This window comes from Bifidobacterium subtile (assembly GCF_000741775.1).
Classification (GTDB): Bacteria; Actinomycetota; Actinomycetes; order Actinomycetales; family Bifidobacteriaceae; genus Bifidobacterium; species Bifidobacterium subtile.
In genome coordinates this window covers 128,346-144,742 of record NZ_JGZR01000003.1, presented here as the reverse complement: position 1 = coordinate 144,742, position 16,397 = coordinate 128,346, and the positions used below count along the sequence as shown (strand labels likewise).

Genomic DNA, 16,397 nt, shown 5'->3' with positions numbered 1-16,397 from the left:
CGGCGCAGAGCAGCACCGCTTGGTGTGGCTTGTGCGAGTCGGGGCTATCTGGCTGCCAAAAGGCTGAAAGAGTCGGCCCTACAAGCTGAATGCTGCAATGTCAGACGTCGTCAGGCCGCGCCGGTCAGACTCTGGCGCCGTCGTCAAAATAGTCATCGCGGGTCTGTGCGGATCCGCGATGACGAGCGATGAGGCCTGCGCCGCCGATGAGTGCGCACGGGCCGAAGAACATGCCCAGTATGCCTGTGTACTGGTGGAAGAACACCGACGCGATGGTGCCGGCGATGCCGACGAGCAGCAGCCCCCAGAACACCAGCGTTGTGGCGTCGATGTGGCCGATCTTCGGATTCGGCGGCACGAAATCGTCCTGCGCGTCGAGCGTGTCGTCGGCGTCCAGCCAGCTCGAGGCCGTGAAATCGCGCGGGCCACGGCTGGCGCGCGGCATGTCGTCGGCGAAGGATCCCTCATCGAGGTCATTGATTGAGAGCAGCGCCTTCTTCTCCTTGCGCTTGGCGTGTTTTTCGAACTGCTTCGCGCTGCGGGAATGCGCGACATCGCCCAGATCGTCGGCGTGACTGCTCTCGAACTCGGCCCAGAGCTCGTCGGCGTTGGCAGCGCTGGCGTCTTTGCTGCCGTCAACGCTGCTGTTGGCATCGCTCGGACCATCTTTCGGCGTGGAGTTTGGACTCGTATCTTCGCCGTTGCTATTGTTGAGTTCAGTCATAGGCACCACTCTAATAGGGATGCCGTAACAACTTGGCGCATCGCGACCATGCCGCTGAATGAAGGTGGCGGCCGTCGAACGCCGCGCGAAAGGGAGAGCCATGCTCTACTGGTTGTTCGTCAAGGGACTCGGCCCCATCGCCCGCTGGCGCATGAACCCGTCAAGCCGGGGAGTCGAGAACATTCCGAAGCAAGGCGGCGCGATCATCGCCTCGAACCATCTGGCCGTCATCGACGATGCGCTGATACCGCTGACCAGCCCGCGCATGATCCATTTCATGGGCAAGGCCGAATACTTCGAAGGCAAGGGCATCAAAGGCAAATTCCAGAAATGGTGGTTCACTTCGGTGGGAGTCTTCCCCGTGGATCGCTCCGGAGGCTCGAAATCCTTGGGCGCGTTGGCGCATGCGCGCGAAATCCTCGAGGACGGGCATCTCTTCGGCATCCATGTCGAAGGCACGCGCAGCCCCGACGGGCGGCTCTATCGCGGTCATGTCGGCGTCGCGAAACTGGCGCTCGAAACCGGCTGTCCTATTATCCCTACGGCCGTCATAGGCAGCCGCGAGCTGCAGAAGCCCGGGCAGGTGATTCCCTCGAAAGGCCGTTCGCTGGTAATCTATGGCAAGCCGATCACCGTGGCGAAGAAGAATCCGGACGAGATCACACACGATGAGCTGCGCTCGCTGACCGACCGCGTTACCGAGGCCATTCGCAAGCTTAGTGGCCAGGACTATGTCGACGAGTACGCGCAGAAGGTCAAGGCGCGACTTCAGAAGGAGCAGGAGTCAGGTGCTGCAGCGCTCGGGGCGCGTTGACGGCTGATACGTAAAAGGCGGTGGTTTCACGCGAATAACCTTATGAAACCACCGCCTTTTACGTTTGCAGAAGACGCTGTGCGAGGAGGCGAGTGATCTCGTACGGATGAGTTCTATGAGGCCACTGCCCTTTTGTGTTTTCTAGGAGTAGTGCTACCGCGGTAATCCCTGTAATTGCAAGGATGTGCCCGCCAAGTAGGAGACGCTTGGCAAAGTGGAGAAGTGTACCGCGATTGCAGAAAATACTCGGCAAAGAGCCGGTCTTTTTTTCTGATGCCCAGCTCGGAGAAAATCATAATATGCGCCCGTATTCGCAAGCGTTGCCTAGAGTACGCGCACGTGGATGCTGTCGGTGAATGAGGGTTGCAGGGTGATTGGGGCAGTGGAGGCGAGTTGGCCGTCGCCGTCGGGATCTGCGCCTTCAGAGTCGGCTGTGGACGCCGACGAATTCAGTCGAGAGAGCGTTATTGTGCTAGAGGCCTTGTCTCGGTTTTCGACGCGCAGCGTCGTGCCGATGGTGACGTGGTGGGCGTCGAAGTAACGCAGCAGTTCGGGGTCCTCGTCGCTGACGCGCTCGATGGTGACGGCTGCGCCGGTCTCGACGTCGGATAAGGGGGTTTCGGCGACGTTCGGCATCGAGCCGTCGGCACGGGGGATTGGATCGCCGTGGGGGTCAGTCGACGGGTGACCGAGCATATCGTCGATGCGATCGATCATCATGTCCGAAGCAGCGTGCTCCAACGCATCGGCCTCAGCGTGCACTTCGTCCCATGAGTAGTGCAGTGCGCTGACGAGGAAGGTCTCCAGCAGCCGGTGCCGGCGCACCATGGCCAGCGCGTATCGCTCGCCGGTGTCGGTCAGCTCGATGGCGCCATACGGATCATGCCGGGCATATCCTCCCGATACGAGGCGAGCCACGGCCCCGGAAACGGTCGAGGGCTTGACATGCGCCTTGCTCGCCAGATCCGACGGCTGCACGGGGGTGCGCCCCCATTCGTGAAAGCCCCAGATGACCTTGAGATAGTCCTGCGCATTGGGGGAGAGATCCTGTAATGTCATAATCCACCAGTGTATGCGCCTGCCTGCCATGCTCGACACGCCCGGAATTCCATATGCAAGTCGGTATTTGCAGTCCGCGATCGCCTTTTTGCAGCGACCAATGCCAACGGATCGTATCGTGTAGCCGTACATGTGCGTGATGCGAATGCGCGATGCGGGCAAAACCCGCGCATGCTGCACGACGAATCTCCGGCATGGGCGCTCATGTGAGATCGTTCACTTCGCGTCGGGCTTGAAACTGCCCGTGCGGCGCAGAATATCGCTATCGTCGTAAGTACGGCTGGTCGTATTGTGGCCAGCGGAATGAGGTTGCGGCAGCTTGCAGGGCGCTGCAACTGGGAACGATTACTAGCGAAGGAGGATGGAATGGCAAAGGCTATCGAAGAAGCGAAGGTCCTGATCATTGTGCAGAACTGGGGTATCGAAGAAACCGAAATGACGCGGCCGTTGCGCGAGCTCAAGACCGCAGGCGCACAGGTGACTTTGGCTGCGGCATCGATGGATCCGGTCGAGACCGTGCAGCATGACCGTTACGAGGGCGAGACCGTGCAGCCTGACACCACATACGACAGCGTAAAGGCGGCGGACTACGATCTGCTGGTGGTGCCAGGCGGCACCTGCAATGTGGACCGTCTGCGCGTCGCCCCGGCCGCCGTCAAGCTCGCCCAGGACTTCGCCCATGCAGGCAAGCCCATCGCCGCGATATGCCACGGCCCATGGCTACTGGTCAATGCTGGCCTGCTGCCGGGCAAGACGTCGAGCAGCACCCGTTACATCAAGGCGGATGTCGAGAACGCCGGTGCCACGCAGGTTGATGAAGAGGTGCATGTGTGCGACGCGAACGGCTGGCGTCTGATTTCCTCGCGCAAGCCCGACGACCTTGACGCCTTCGTCGGCGCGATCAAGGACACGCTCGCCGAGTAGCAGGCTGCACTCGGTCGAGTGGAATGGGGCTTGGGTCATGGCTGCGGCTGTGGACCAAGCCCCATTTGCTATCCTCAGCCTTTGTCGTTCGCAGCCTTTGACGTTCTCAGATCTTGACGGGCGTGAGGCGGATCGGCGGCTTATGGCGCAGCGCGACTGAGACGACCGTCGCTATCAGGGCTATGAGCGCCAGGCCGATGAGCAGCATGAAACCATGGCTGGTGCCCTCGGCTGCTGCGTGCGTGGGATCGCCGGGCCGCGCGACTTCACTCACCGCCAGCGAGCAGGCCAGCACGCTGGTGCCTAGGGACCCGGCGTATTGCTGGAACGTGTTGAACATTGAATTGAAGTCGGTCTGCTGCTCGGCGGCGACATACTTGCTCGCGTCGCTCATCGTGTTGCTGTAGCCGATGTTGAAACCTAGCTTCAGAAATATATAGAGTCCGGTGATCAGCGGCAGGGTCAGATTGCCGGTGAGCCACCAGAAGGCGCCGACGCCTATCAGCATCGAAATGTTCGAGACGAGCAATGGCAGCGCGGCTCCGTGCCGGTCGTACACTGACCCGGCGAACGGCGCGATGAGTGCCCCCAGCAGCGATCCGGGGAGCAGCAGCAGGCCGGCGTGCATGGAGTTCGCGCCCAAAAAAAGCTCGGCGAATACGGGAATGAGGAACGAGCTGCCGATATTGATGAACTGCAGGATGAAGAAATTGATGGCTCGCAAGCCCACGGTCGGCGTTTTGAGCAGTCTGCCGTTCAGCAGCGGCGCACGACTGGACACGCTATGCCATATCAGCAGCGCGAAGGCGATCACAGTGGCCGTGATGGCGATGAGCACCGGGGCGTTGAAGGTTCCGCTGGCGCCGAGCCGGTCGAAGATCTGAGTCAGGGACACCAAAGCGAACGTGAGCAATACGAGGCCGAGCGCATCGAAATGCTGCGCTGCCTTGCTGCGCGGCGAAAGACGCAGATTGAGTTCGCCCAGAATGTAGGACAGCAACAGCAAGGGCACGGTCAGCACGAAGATGATATGCCATGACCAGTAGTAGTTGATCAGTCCGCCATATGTCGGCCCCAGAGTAGGGGCGAGGGAGATCACCATGCCTGCGATGCCCATGTAGACGCCGCGTCTGCGCTGCGGGACGAGCGAAAGAATCACATGCATCATCAGCGGCGTCGAGACTCCGGTGGCTGCGGCCTGCAGCAAGCGGCCCGCGAGCAGCACCCAGTAGTTCGCGGGCACGCTGCACAGCACGGTTCCCGCCAAGCTGGTGGCGATCGCGAGCCGGAACAGCAGCCGGGCGTCGAAGCGCTTGAGCAGGAACGACGAGGTGCTCATCACCAGCGTCACCATGAGCAGATAGCCGGAGGTCAGCAGCTGGATCGTCGACAGGGGCAGCCCGAACTCCTTGGTCATGGTCGGGAAGGTGACGTTGAGCGAGGTCTCGGTCAGCACGCCGACGAACGAGAGCAGCGCCGTCGCTCCGATCGAGAGTTTGGTTCTAGCGGAGACGTGGGTTTCCTCCGGTGCAGTGGGCACTTCCGCAGTGTCGTCCTTCACAGTGTCTGCCTTCAATATGGCTACCTCGTTTGCGAAATATCGGTATCGGCAGATGCCGGTCTCATGAAATGCGTTGCGATGCATACGCGCTGTAGAATATACAATGCATATCGCGACAAGATGTATCGCAGACACCCGAAGCCGAAGGATTCCCGCTTACCCGGCGCTTGAATTCAAGGACAATATCGAATCATTTATGATTTTACGCCAGTTTGATTTGCGATTTTACGCTAGTTTCAGCCATGGTTTTACGCCAAAGTGTTCCTCGCTTAAGTTGAGCAACAGTCGGTGGCGCTCAAGTGTTGTGGCGCGCTTATCGTTACTCCGTCTAGTCCGAGGTCATTTCCGGAGTATAGGTCTTAATCTTGTAATTCGTCGTTTCGAGCGCCAATGAGAGCTCACGTATTTGTCGCTCGATTCGCTCGCGTTGGGCGATCATCAGCGCCCGACGTTGCGGTATCGTCGTATCGCCCTGCTCGACGAGGCCAATGTAACGCTGCAAATCCGCCATCGTCATGCCGGACAGCCGCATTCGCGCGATAAACACGATCCTGCGCAGGTCGAACGCCGAATACTCGCGGTATCCAGCCGCGTTGTGATGAGGATGCACAAGTCCCTTCGACTCGTAGTAGCGCAGCGTGTATGCAGAGAGGCCGGTCAGCGCGGCCGCATCCGAAATGCGGACAGGTGCACTGACCGCTTCGATCGTCGAATCGTCGAGCAACTCGTGAAGCGCTTCGATCGTATCCGTTGCGGGAGTTGCATCGGCGGCATCGAGAAGCTTGGCAATGAGTTCGTGAGTCGGCATATCAATGAGTGTACAAGCGGGAGGTTGACCGCCAAAGCGTCATCAGAACCCGCGTCCAGCGTGTGACGCGTCGGGGAAATCAGCCGAAGCGGAAAGCTCGGCGATTGCCCGCGTATTCGCCAGCTGCGTTTCGTAGAGCGTCGTGAGGTTGTGCGCCGCTTCCGCGCCGAGCGGCAGGCGCAAGGGCATGTCCTCAGCCGCAAGGACGCGGCGAATGATTTCGGCGGCGCGGGCGGGATCGCCTTCCTGCCGCCCGTCCGATGCTGTCATGTCGGTGCGCACGTTGCCAACGACAGCGTCATACGTTGCATTTTCCTCGGCGAGCTGCAGCACGTCCGAGCGGTTGAACCCTGTCCGGAATCGGCTCGGCTCGACGATAAGGACCCTGATTCCGAACGGCGCCACCTCGCCTGCGAGTGCTTCGGACCAGCCTTCGAGCGCGAATTTTCCAGCAGAGTAGCTGCCGACGGCCGGGAATGAACGCCGCCCGCCTTGACTGCTCATCTGAACGATTGCCCCGTGGCCGTTCGCTCGCATGGTCGGCAATGCCGTGCGTACCATCGCGGCGGGGCCGAGAATATGCTGCGCGAGCATATCCAGCAGCTGCGCGTCGGTGACCTCTTCCGCTGTGCCGACCTGGCCGACGCCCGCGTTGTTGACAAGCACATCGAGTCCTCCGAATTGTTTAATCGTTTGGTCAACCACGGATGCGGCCAAGTCTCGATTGCGGATATCATGTTCGATCGGGAGGAATTGATCACCATATTCGTTGATGAGATCGGCGAAACGTTCGAGATGCCGCGCTGTTCCCGCGACCTTCTCGCCGCGACGCAGCGCTGCGACGGCAAGTGCGTGTCCGAACCCGGATGATGCACCAGTAATGAGCCATATTGTTGAGTTTGTTGAATGCTTGTTCATGCTGCCGAGCGTAGAGCTTCGAGTGCGCTCAAAGGCAAGGCGCGGTGTGTCGTGCATCATGGTGCCGCTGACCAGTGCCTAGCGGTCTGGTTTCTATTGTTGGCTGCTGGCGTGCAGGTGGCGGAATGGGCCGTCTTGGTTGTTGAGTTCTTCATAGGTGCCGTGTTGGACGAGTCTGCCGTTGTCGAGGACGAGGATGTGGTCGGCGTCTTTGAGGGCTTGTGTCCAAGTCACTGGTATCGTGGAAGCAGAGAAGCGCGTTACACCATGATGCAGGCTGTCAAAGCAAAGTCGCACGCAGGATGCGATGAATCTGCTTGATGGCGCGGGTTCTGCGGGAGCTCTGACGTTCTCGTACGCGGATGAGCCGCCTATGATGTTGAATGTCTCGCGTTCAATGTCTCTTCAGCAATCGGCCCAAGGACGATAAGAGATAGGAGCCGCAAAAGACTGGCAAACCCTGTTCCATCTCGACATTCAAGCGGAATGGGTGCCGGGCACGAGCATCCTATGACGGCGGCCCACCATTATTATGGAGTCAGCGACGAGGAGTGCGAGCCCGGCCCATACGATGGCGAAGCCGACCCAGCGTGACGCCGGCATGGCCTCATGCAGCACGAATACGCCAATCAGGAATTGTATGGTCGGGGACGCATACTGCAGGAACCCGATCCAGTTCAACGGCACGCGTCGGGCGGCTGCGGCGAACAGGATCAGCGGCACGGTGGTCATCGGTCCCGCCAGCATGAGCAGCAGGGCATGTCCGACGCCGTGGGTGGCGAAGGTGATTCCGCCGGCGAACTGCACTCCTATCAGCATGACGATTGCGATGGGGGAGAGCACGGTGGTCTCCACGGCTAGTCCGGTGAGAGCGTCCGTGCTGCTCCCGACCCGGTTCTTGATCAGGCCGTAGATTCCGAAAGAGCCGGCTAGAATGAGGGCGATCCAAGGGATGCGACCCTCGTCGACGGTGAGGACGATGATCGCTACCGCGCTGAGAGCCACCGATGCCCATTGCATGGGTCGGAGCCGCTCGTGCAGCACGAAGACGCCTAACAGCACCGTGAATACGGGGTTGATGAAGTAGCCAAGCGCGGAGTCGACGACATGTCCGCTGGTGGTGGCCAACACGTAGGTCTGCCAGTTGATGTAGGTGAGCAGGGCCGCGACGATGAAGGCAAGTCGAAGACGGCGATTGCGCCATACTGCGATGAACCCGCGCCATTTGCGCATGCAGGTGAGCAGTATCGCGCACAAAGCGGCAGAGAAGACAACCCGCCAAGCGACGATCTCCCATCCGCCGGCCGGGGCGAGAGCCAGGAAAAAGAGCGGCAGGATTCCCCAGGAAATATAGGCACCGAACCCATAGATGAGGCCCGATCGCATCGTGGATCCAGCGGTTGTCGGCTGTTGGCTCATCGTTCCCCTCCAGGTGCTGCGTCACGGGTGCAGGAGCTCCTTGCCGGGGCGTGCCAGCCGTGTCGCGAAACATGCAAAAGCCCCGCAGCTGTTGCAGCTGTAGGGCTTAAGTGTTGTGCGCCAGACAGGATTCGAACCTGCAACCTGCTGATCCGTAGTCAGCTGCTCTAATCCATTGGGCTACTGGCGCATGTTGTCACGAGGCTTTGTTTCCTTGACCTTGTTTTTGGCAACTCGTATAAGATACCGCGTTTGCCTATACGTGGCAAACGCGGCGTGTCGTTGCGTGAAAACAATGACGTGAGTGGGATGGCGTCCTTGCGAATCATGCCTGACGGTTGGGTATTGTTGAGTATCGTCCTACGCAGAATAATGTATTATGGTTTTGCAATACAATAATAGGCAAGGAAGGTTTCCTACATGGATGACGAACCGATCATCCATCCTAGGATTCATGAACGCCATCCGCAGATCAGTGAGCACGATGTGTTGGACGCCTGGCATGGGGCGCTGCTTTCCGCTTTGCGAATGGACGGCTCCGGCTCATGGGTTACCGTGGGAATGGATAGCAATGGACGCTTGCTGGAAATGGTGTCCATTAATAGGCACAGACGATGGCTCATCTACCATGCGATGACGCCCCATCGAAAAAGACCATGAATGAGCTCAACGCAGCAAGGAGGACATCATGAATCGCGAAGAAATCAACAATTTGTTCGGTGTCACCGACCAGCAGCTCGATCGTATGGCTGCTGAATACGAGGACGGCGATTGGAACGGCACGGTGGGCCAGATTACGCCGGGACGACCGAGAATCTACGACGAGGAGCTTGAAACCGTCTCGTTCCGCTTGCCCAAATCGCGGTTGAAGGCCATCGATGCGGATGCCAAAGCCAAAGGTGAATCGCGCTCGCAATTCCTGCGTCACGCCATCGACCAGGCTCTGCTGGCTAGCGGTGTTTAAGAGCGACTAGGGGATAGTGCGACCAGACAAGGAAGATATGAAAACACATGGAATGCTGACTGCCATCAAGCGCTTGGGCGCATCGGACCGGGCTTCGGGGCTGATTATGCTCGGGTGCGCGCTGCTGGGCCTCATGCTCGCGAATCTGCCAGCCACGGCTGACACCTTCGCCTTCGTTGCGCACACGCATGTAGGCATTCCCGCGACCAACATCGACCTGCCGATAGGGCACTGGGCGCAGGATGGACTGCTGACCATCTTCTTTCTGGTGGTGGGGCTTGACCTCAAGCAGGAGCTGACCACGGGAACGCTGGCCAATCCGAAGGCCGCCGCCGTGCCGATGCTCGCTGCAATCGGCGGCATGCTGGTGCCTCCGGCGCTGTTCCTGCTGGTCGCGCACGTGCTGCACTCGATGCAGCCGGGCGGCGCAGCGGGTGGACTCGGCGCTATCGCCCAAGGCTGGGCGATTCCCACGGCGACTGATATCGCGTTCTCGCTGGCGGTGCTGTCCTTGTTCGCCAAGGCGCTGCCCGGCTCGATTCGCGCGTTTCTGATGACGCTCGCCACGGTCGATGATCTGCTGGGCATCATCGTCATCGCCGTGTTCTTCTCGCATCTCAATGAGTGGTACTGGTTCGCGGGGCTTGCTGTGTGCGCGGCAGTCTGGGCGCTGCTGGTGCGCATGCGCCGCGTACCGTGGCTCGCGGTCGGTCTGGTGGGGATCGCGGCGTGGGTCATGATGTTCGAAGCCGGCGTGCATCCCACGCTGGCGGGTGTACTGGTCGGCCTGCTCACGCCTGCAATCGAACGGCATGGCGAATTGACCCCGCGCGCGGCACGTTACCGAGACCGGTTGCAGCCTTTGTCCGCGCTCGTGGCGCTGCCGATTTTCGCAATGTTCGCCACGGGGGTGCATTTCGACGCTTTCACGCCTGCTTTGCTCGTTTCGCCGATCGTCATGGGCATTCTTATTGCGTTGGTTGTCGGCAAGCCGCTCGGCATCATGGCCACGTCATGGATATGCACGCATATCGCCCGGCTGGACTTGCCCGAAGGGCTGCGTGTGCGCGACCTGTTCCCCATGTCCTGCGCCTGCGGCATCGGATTCACCGTATCCTTCCTCATCGCCTCACTGGCATATGGCGACGCGGTCATGGTCGCGGAAAGCAGAATCGGCATTCTGCTCGCCTCACTGCTCTCCGCCGCAATATCCGGTGGTTTGCTGCATCGTCAATCCAAGCGCTACGAACGTGGGCTTGCGCAACCAGAATCCGGTGCGTCAATTCGCTGATTGGTACGCTTGCGCCATGACGATGCGCCATGACTGTGCAAGACATGTTCGTGCGATGGCATGCGCGTGCCGCAATCGGCGGGCAACGCTACCCTTGGATACGATACGGCACATGCATCGGTTTCGGACACCGCAAGTCCGGCCACGCGTCGCAGCATTTCGGCGGCGCGAACTGCGCGATGTGACGCATGAAAGATCATGCGGCGGCCGAACGGCAGTCGTGAGATGGTTTGCGTGGCGCGAGATCGATGCTTGACGGACACGGTTGCGATGCGTGAGGAGAGGGAGAGAACATGACCGAGAACGCGGTGACATTTGGAGGCGAGCAGCCGATTGACGGGCAGTCTGCGAATGAGCAAGCCGAAAACGAGAAGTTCGCCGATGGGCAGCCCACGAACGATTCCACCGTCGAATTCAACGGTTCCGACGAGGCCGACGGCACCAGCGAGGATGACAGCGGGCATTCGCCGTTGGGGGAGAGCTACCGGCGCGGCCCGGTGCTGCTGCGTGGCTCGATGGTCCCGAGCGACAACACGACCGCCAACCTGCTCAAGGAGGAGCAGTCCACCGATTGGCTGCATATGGACCCGTGGCGTGTGCTGCGCATCCAAGCAGAATTCGTCGACGGATTCGGCGCTTTGGCCGAGCTGGGGCCTGCGGTAAGCGTGTTCGGGTCGGCCCGATCCAAGGAGAGCGATTCTGATTACCTCAGCGCAATGCACATGGGCGAGGCGATTGCGAAACGCAATGTCGCCGTCATCACCGGCGGCGGACCGGGAGTCATGGAAGCAGCCAACCGCGGGGCATCGAGCGTGGGCGGCAAGTCGGTCGGCCTGGGCATCGAGCTGCCGCATGAGCAGGGCATCAACCAGTGGGTGAACCTCGGCATCAGCTTCCGCTACTTCTTCGTGCGCAAGACGATGTTCGTCAAATACTCCTCAGGAGTCATCGTCTGCCCCGGCGGATTCGGCACCTTGGATGAGCTTTTCGAGCTGCTCACCCTCGTGCAGACGCACAAGGTCAAGTCGATTCCGGTCGTCCTCTTCGACACGGCGTACTGGCGTGGGCTTTTCGACTGGCTGGGAGCAAACGTGCAAGGCCGCGGTTTCATTTCGCCGCTCGACCCCGAACTGGTGGCGTTCACCGACGATCCCGATGAGGCGGTGCGGGTGGCGGTCAGCGGCATCGCGCGGTAGACGTTCGTATGGTTTTCTGTAGACTTGAGGATTGTTAGCCTCGTCAGCCGATCCCGCGACGGTTATGGAGGTCACGGCGGCCAGCCCGACGGATGGTTCCGACGGCCGGACTCGTAAAGCGGCCCGGGAGCATAAAGCGGCCCGAAACGGCTAATCGTTTTTGATGGCGATGAGCATGCCGGTGCCCACGGGCACGAATGTTGAGATGAAGCGTTCGTCGGACTGCACTTCGTCGAGCATGGTGCGCATGGCGACCGCCTTGTCGCTGCGGTCGGCAGGATTGAGCACGCCGCCGTTGGATTCGGGGCCTTCCAGCGCCATGACATCCGTGAAGACGATCATGCCATGCTCGCCGAGCAGACGGGGCGCCTGCTCGAAGGCCGCGGCGTAGTTCCCGGCCTCGCCGCACACGGCGATGAATTGGTAGGTCCCAGCGTTCAGACGCGGCAGGAACACCTCGACCGGGGCATTCACGGCGCGAAGCGTGGTCTGCGTCACGTCATCGAGCCGGGTGAACAGCGAACGAATCAGGCTGATGCCCTGCGCCGAGGAGTCGACTGCCGTCAGCTGCCCGCGCCCTTCGAGCCCGCGGACCAGCTGCAGCGTCTCCACGACCGACCCGGTGCCGACCGCAATCACCGAGGAAGCCTTGACAAGCCGCACGAGCAGATTCAGCAGTTCGGCCTGCTGGGCTGTGCCCTGAGGGGAGCCTGATTCCTCGGCGTGCCGGCGCACGGCGTTCATGTCCTCGGACTGGTGCGAGAACGCACGGTCCTCGGCGAGCTCCCACATTTTCGCGAGATTGGTGTACGACGTCTTATCCATGACTCCCTACTCTACCGGCATGCGGACGGAATGTGCCGCGGATATGGCGAAAATCTGCCTAATGATGATTCTTCGTGTTGACTGACCGTGTTCGAACGTACGGTACACCGGGTCTGCCGTATGAAATGTAACGTTTCAGGGGTCGATTCCGGTATATTTCATACGGCAGCTTCGAGGTAGCGTGCAAAAAGCTACGCATCCGCGGCGCGTGATTTCGGTATGCCGCACACTGTAAGCCTCGCACGGCACAATATGAAGAGTCGATTTGCGCTCGCATGGGCTATCAGCGTTGTGTGTAGCGTTATTGGGGTGCTGCGGAGGTCTATCTGCGTTGTGTGAGGCGTTAATTCCTTGGTGCCTCGAGTATCGCTGGCTGAAAATGGCGGTTTCCGGCCACCCAATACTCGGCTCTCCAAGAGATAGCGCTACACATAACGCAGATAGACCTTCGCAAGGCCGATTTAACGCTACATACAACGTAGATACAGGATTCCCAAGCATACTGACAGGGTTTCAGCTGGCATTTGCGTGGCCTAGGGCGTCGGGCTGTGCCGTGCCGCACTGCAGCTTTGGCGATTCAGCGCTCGCGCACGGCGGTGGTGAGCTGCCACATTTCTTCGCCGACGTCGATGCCGCGTGGGCACTGGCGGCCGCATGCGCGCACCGACTGACATGCGGCGATGCCATCGGCGGTGTCGATGGCATCGAGCCGCTGCTGGGCCGCGTCGTCGCGCGAATCATTGAGGAAGCGCGATGCCATAACCAGTGCGGCAGGACCGATGAAGGCCTCGCCGCCGGCGAACACCGGGCAGCTGCCTTCGCACACGCCGCAGGCGATGCAGTTGCTCAGCAGCTCGTATTTGGCCAGTTGTTCGGGTTTCTGCAAGTATTCGAAGACATCGACCTTGCCTTCTCGCGTGGTGGCGAGCTTACCGTCGGCCTGCAAGTAGGGCTGAAGGCGTTTGATCTGGTCGAGTATCGGGTCGATGTCGGCGATTAGATCGCGCTGCACGGGGAATCCGGGCAGCGGCGCAAGCTCGATGATGCCGAGATCGGGCGCGAGCGGCGTCGGTGCGACCGTGCCTTCGGCGGCAACGACGGTCGCATTGGCATCCGTAGCGCTGACTGAGTTTGCGTCCGTATCCTCAGTTGTCTCTGTGGTGTTCGTTTCTGTGACGTTGCCGCCCGACGCGGCAAAGCCGCGTGTTGCTGCTGCGGAGCGATTGACCGTTGCAGTGCGCCGAAACCCTTCGTTTTGCGTGTTTTGCGGCAGCTGTTTCGCGTAGTCGGATATTCTTGCCGTGCACAGCAGCGTCGGCGTGCCATTGACGGCGACCGCATCCGAGCCGCACATGCCGTGCCCGCAGGAGTAGCGGAATGCAAGCGTGGGATCGAGTGTGCGTTTGATGATGAGCAGGCAGTCCAACACGGTATCATGCGGGTGGACGCGCAATGTGTATTCCTGGCTCCACTGCTTGCCACGAGGTCGTTTGCGCGTCGAGCCGAAAGGCGATGCGGGCTTTCGCAAGGCGGTGACGGCGCTGCGGTTCGGTCGCTCGGGTCGCGGCGCGAAGCGTTTCACCCGTATCGTGACCGTCGCCGTAGCATTGCCTATGCCGCCCATGCGCACGCCTTTCTTGCCTTGCCGCACTTGTTAACGTCACTATTTTGCCATGGGGTTCGGTCAGGTTGCCGAAGGCAACGATGAGGGGATGATGGTAACCGAACAGTGCCAAACGAGTACGGACTAATGAGCACGAAAACTAATAAGTGCGTGCCTGCGGCGGCATGTCGAGGATATGCACGGGCTGCCACAGTACATCCGAGCCGGTTGCAGTCATGGAATGAGCAAGGTAATGCTCGTCGTCGCGTTCGGTGAAATCGGAGCGGTACAGGGAGCCGCGCGACTCATGCCGTGCATCGGAAGCCCGCAGCACGGCATCGGCAAGCGTCGTCAGATGCCGCGCCTCCCAAATCGCAATGAGCTCCTGATTGAACGTTGCCGTCGGCGCATGGCTGCGAAGAGCCTGTGTGCGCGGCGATGCCGTATCATGCAGCCATGTGCGGGCGATCTCGATGCTGTGCGCGTCGCAGCGCACGGCGAGGGCGCTTTCCATCACCTCGCCGAGTTCGGACATCAGCTCGTAAGGGTTGCCATCGGGATGCTCGGCGGGTTTAACGTCTGGATCGCGCGAAGCTGCGGGCACTGCGGGGTCGGTGCCGGCAGCTTCGCCGATGCTATTGGCATTGTGCCCGTGAGCAAGTCCGGACTGATGAGACCCGGTGGTGCCGGCATCCTGCGCCAGAAGCCGCTGCACGTCCGTTCGGCGACGTTCGGCGGCTATGCCGACCAGATCTTCGCCAATATTATCCGAGGCATTACCTCCTTTGGCGACTGCCAGCCCATTCGCATCTGTACCATCAGTCGCGATGGCATGCGATAGGCCCGCGGCTGCAGAGGAATCGCTCGTATCCGCATCGTCGGGTGCGTCGTCGGGTGCGTCGCTGAGTGCATCGCAAACCACAGCATCAGCATCGCCTTCGTCCGTGATTGGCTGCATGATCTTCCGCGCGATGGCAGCTCCAGCACGGTTGCCGAACAGGCAGGCATCGAGCAGCGAGTTGCCGCCCAGGCGATTCGCCCCATGCACGCTGACGCAGGAGCATTCTCCAGCGGCGTATAGCCCTTGGATGATGCTGCGCGCGCCTTCATGCCAGCGGTACACCTCGCCATCGAGGCTGATGGGGATGCCGCCCATCGTGTAGTGAGCGGTCGGTTTGATCGGCACATAATCCCGGCTCGGATCGAGATCTGCATAGGTATGAATGGTTTCAAGCACCTGCGGCAGACTCTGCTGCATATGTTCGGTCGGAATACCGGTCATATCGAGCCATACGCAATCGTGCGGCCCGTTGGGGTCCTTGGGATCCGGCACGCCTAGGCCTCGGTCGACTTGGTCTAAGATGGCGCGGCTCACAACGTCGCGTGCGGCCAGATCGCCGTGCTCGGGAGCATATTGCTGCATGAACGCCTCGCCTCGCGCATTGCGCAGCACGCCGCCTTCGGAACGGACCGCCTCGGAGAGCAGTATGCCGCTGTGGGCCAGCCCGGTAGGGTGGAACTGGATGAACTCCATGTCCTCAAGCTGCAATCCGGCCTCAAGCGCAAGCGCCATGCCGTCGCCGGTCAGGTCCCAGGAGTTCGTCGTGGTATGGAACAGCCGTCCTGCGCCGCCGGTGGCAAGCGCAACAGTCCTCGCGTGCAGCGCATGGACTTCGCCCGCATGCGTATCGAAGGCGACGACGCCCTGCACGGCGGTCAACGGCTCGTCCAACACAAGGTCGGTGACGACCCATTCCTCGGCGAACTCGACGCCGTTCGCCACACACTGCTGCCATAGTGCGAACAGAATCTGATGCCCGACGCGATCAGCGGAATACGCGGCGCGTCGAATCGGCGCATGCCCGAAATCAGCGGTGTGGCCGCCGAAACGCCGCTGGGCGATATGCCCGTCTGCGGTTCGGGAGAACGCGGCCCCGGAGCGTTCGAGGTTGATGACGGTTTCAGGGGCGTACTGCGCCAGCACCTGTGCGGCGTCCTGATCGACCAGCCAATCGCCGCCTTTGACGGTGTCATAGTAGTGCCAATGCCAATCGTCATGCTCGACGTTGCCCAGAGTCGCAGCAATGCCGCCTTCGGCCGAGCCAGTGTGCGAGCGCAGCGGCTGCAGCTTGGAGATCACCAGGATCTTCGGCTCCACGCCGTTCTCCCGCGCCGCCTGCATCGCGGGTGAGCGCAGCAGCCCTAGGGCTGCTGACAGTCCGGCGGCTCCGGCACCCACGATGATCGCGTCGTACATTTCTTCCACATGTTCGGGACTCATACCCACGATT

At 60.7% G+C, this 16,397-nt stretch carries 15 protein-coding genes, 1 tRNA gene and 1 pseudogene; 6 read left to right on the top strand and 11 right to left on the bottom strand.

Going from position 1 to position 16,397, the window contains the following annotated elements; genetic code table 11:
- Window positions 1-124: 124 nt before the first annotated feature.
- The gene (locus BISU_RS02470; protein WP_024462793.1) at window positions 125-724 is read right to left on the bottom strand and encodes a hypothetical protein; all 600 of its coding nucleotides are present in this window, start codon (window positions 722-724) and stop codon (window positions 125-127) included.
- A 100-nt stretch (window positions 725-824) separates the two neighbouring features.
- Here BISU_RS02470 and BISU_RS02465 point away from each other — a divergent pair, with 100 nt between their 5' ends.
- Window positions 825-1,538 (top strand): lysophospholipid acyltransferase family protein, encoded by a 714-nt coding sequence (locus BISU_RS02465; RefSeq protein WP_024462794.1) that lies wholly within the window; start codon window positions 825-827, stop codon window positions 1,536-1,538.
- Window positions 1,539-1,862: 324 nt separating this feature from the next.
- Here BISU_RS02465 and BISU_RS02460 read toward each other — a convergent pair whose 3' ends face one another.
- Complete coding sequence (locus tag BISU_RS02460; protein ID WP_024462795.1) at window positions 1,863-2,597, bottom strand: metal-dependent transcriptional regulator; 735 nt, start codon at window positions 2,595-2,597, stop codon at window positions 1,863-1,865.
- A 366-nt stretch (window positions 2,598-2,963) separates the two neighbouring features.
- Between BISU_RS02460 and BISU_RS02455 the strand changes: the two genes are divergently transcribed.
- Complete coding sequence (locus tag BISU_RS02455) at window positions 2,964-3,521, top strand: type 1 glutamine amidotransferase domain-containing protein (protein ID WP_033502461.1); 558 nt, start codon at window positions 2,964-2,966, stop codon at window positions 3,519-3,521.
- 106 nt (window positions 3,522-3,627) lie between these two features.
- Here the strand turns inward: BISU_RS02455 and BISU_RS02450 are convergent, their stop codons facing one another.
- The 6 genes from BISU_RS02450 to BISU_RS02425 all read right to left on the bottom strand — a co-directional run bounded on the left by BISU_RS02450 (window position 3,628) and on the right by BISU_RS02425 (window position 8,417).
- Window positions 3,628-5,082, bottom strand: a complete 1,455-nt coding sequence (locus BISU_RS02450; protein ID WP_202805546.1) for an MFS transporter — start codon at window positions 5,080-5,082, stop codon at window positions 3,628-3,630.
- Window positions 5,083-5,410: 328 nt separating this feature from the next.
- Window positions 5,411-5,890: a MerR family transcriptional regulator gene (locus BISU_RS02445; protein WP_024462798.1), complete on the bottom strand. Its 480-nt coding sequence runs from the start codon at window positions 5,888-5,890 to the stop codon at window positions 5,411-5,413.
- A gap of 42 nt (window positions 5,891-5,932) precedes the next feature.
- On the bottom strand, window positions 5,933-6,808 hold the full coding sequence (locus BISU_RS02440) for an SDR family oxidoreductase (RefSeq protein WP_024462799.1): 876 nt from the start codon (window positions 6,806-6,808) through the stop codon (window positions 5,933-5,935).
- Window positions 6,809-6,901: 93 nt separating this feature from the next.
- Window positions 6,902-7,042, bottom strand: a complete 141-nt coding sequence (locus BISU_RS12400) for a hypothetical protein (protein ID WP_155803792.1) — start codon at window positions 7,040-7,042, stop codon at window positions 6,902-6,904.
- Window positions 7,043-7,285: 243 nt separating this feature from the next.
- Window positions 7,286-8,227 (bottom strand): EamA family transporter RarD, encoded by a 942-nt coding sequence (rarD, locus tag BISU_RS02430; RefSeq protein ID WP_024462801.1) that lies wholly within the window; start codon window positions 8,225-8,227, stop codon window positions 7,286-7,288.
- Between the two features lie 116 nt (window positions 8,228-8,343).
- A tRNA-Arg gene (locus BISU_RS02425) sits at window positions 8,344-8,417 on the bottom strand.
- 230 nt (window positions 8,418-8,647) lie between these two features.
- Here BISU_RS02425 and BISU_RS02420 point away from each other — a divergent pair.
- The 4 genes and pseudogenes from BISU_RS02420 to BISU_RS02405 all read left to right on the top strand — a co-directional run bounded on the left by BISU_RS02420 (window position 8,648) and on the right by BISU_RS02405 (window position 11,678).
- A complete protein-coding gene (locus BISU_RS02420; RefSeq protein ID WP_024462802.1) occupies window positions 8,648-8,887 on the top strand; it encodes a hypothetical protein in 240 nt (79 codons plus the stop codon).
- A 28-nt stretch (window positions 8,888-8,915) separates the two neighbouring features.
- Window positions 8,916-9,191, top strand: coding sequence for a ribbon-helix-helix domain-containing protein (locus BISU_RS02415; protein ID WP_024462803.1), 276 nt, complete (start codon window positions 8,916-8,918; stop codon window positions 9,189-9,191).
- Window positions 9,192-9,228: 37 nt separating this feature from the next.
- Window positions 9,229-10,440: pseudogene (gene nhaA, locus BISU_RS02410) on the top strand (Na+/H+ antiporter NhaA); the annotation flags it as partial.
- A 335-nt stretch (window positions 10,441-10,775) separates the two neighbouring features.
- Entirely contained in the window at window positions 10,776-11,678 is a 903-nt protein-coding gene (locus tag BISU_RS02405; RefSeq protein ID WP_024462805.1) for an LOG family protein, read from the top strand.
- A gap of 150 nt (window positions 11,679-11,828) precedes the next feature.
- Here BISU_RS02405 and BISU_RS02400 read toward each other — a convergent pair whose 3' ends face one another.
- The 3 genes from BISU_RS02400 to BISU_RS02390 all read right to left on the bottom strand — a co-directional run bounded on the left by BISU_RS02400 (window position 11,829) and on the right by BISU_RS02390 (window position 16,387).
- On the bottom strand, window positions 11,829-12,503 hold the full coding sequence (locus tag BISU_RS02400; RefSeq protein ID WP_024462806.1) for an O-methyltransferase: 675 nt from the start codon (window positions 12,501-12,503) through the stop codon (window positions 11,829-11,831).
- A 577-nt stretch (window positions 12,504-13,080) separates the two neighbouring features.
- Complete coding sequence (locus BISU_RS02395) at window positions 13,081-14,127, bottom strand: succinate dehydrogenase/fumarate reductase iron-sulfur subunit (protein ID WP_024462807.1); 1,047 nt, start codon at window positions 14,125-14,127, stop codon at window positions 13,081-13,083.
- Window positions 14,128-14,266: 139 nt separating this feature from the next.
- Complete coding sequence (locus tag BISU_RS02390) at window positions 14,267-16,387, bottom strand: FAD-binding protein (protein ID WP_024462808.1); 2,121 nt, start codon at window positions 16,385-16,387, stop codon at window positions 14,267-14,269.
- Window positions 16,388-16,397: the final 10 nt, after the last annotated feature.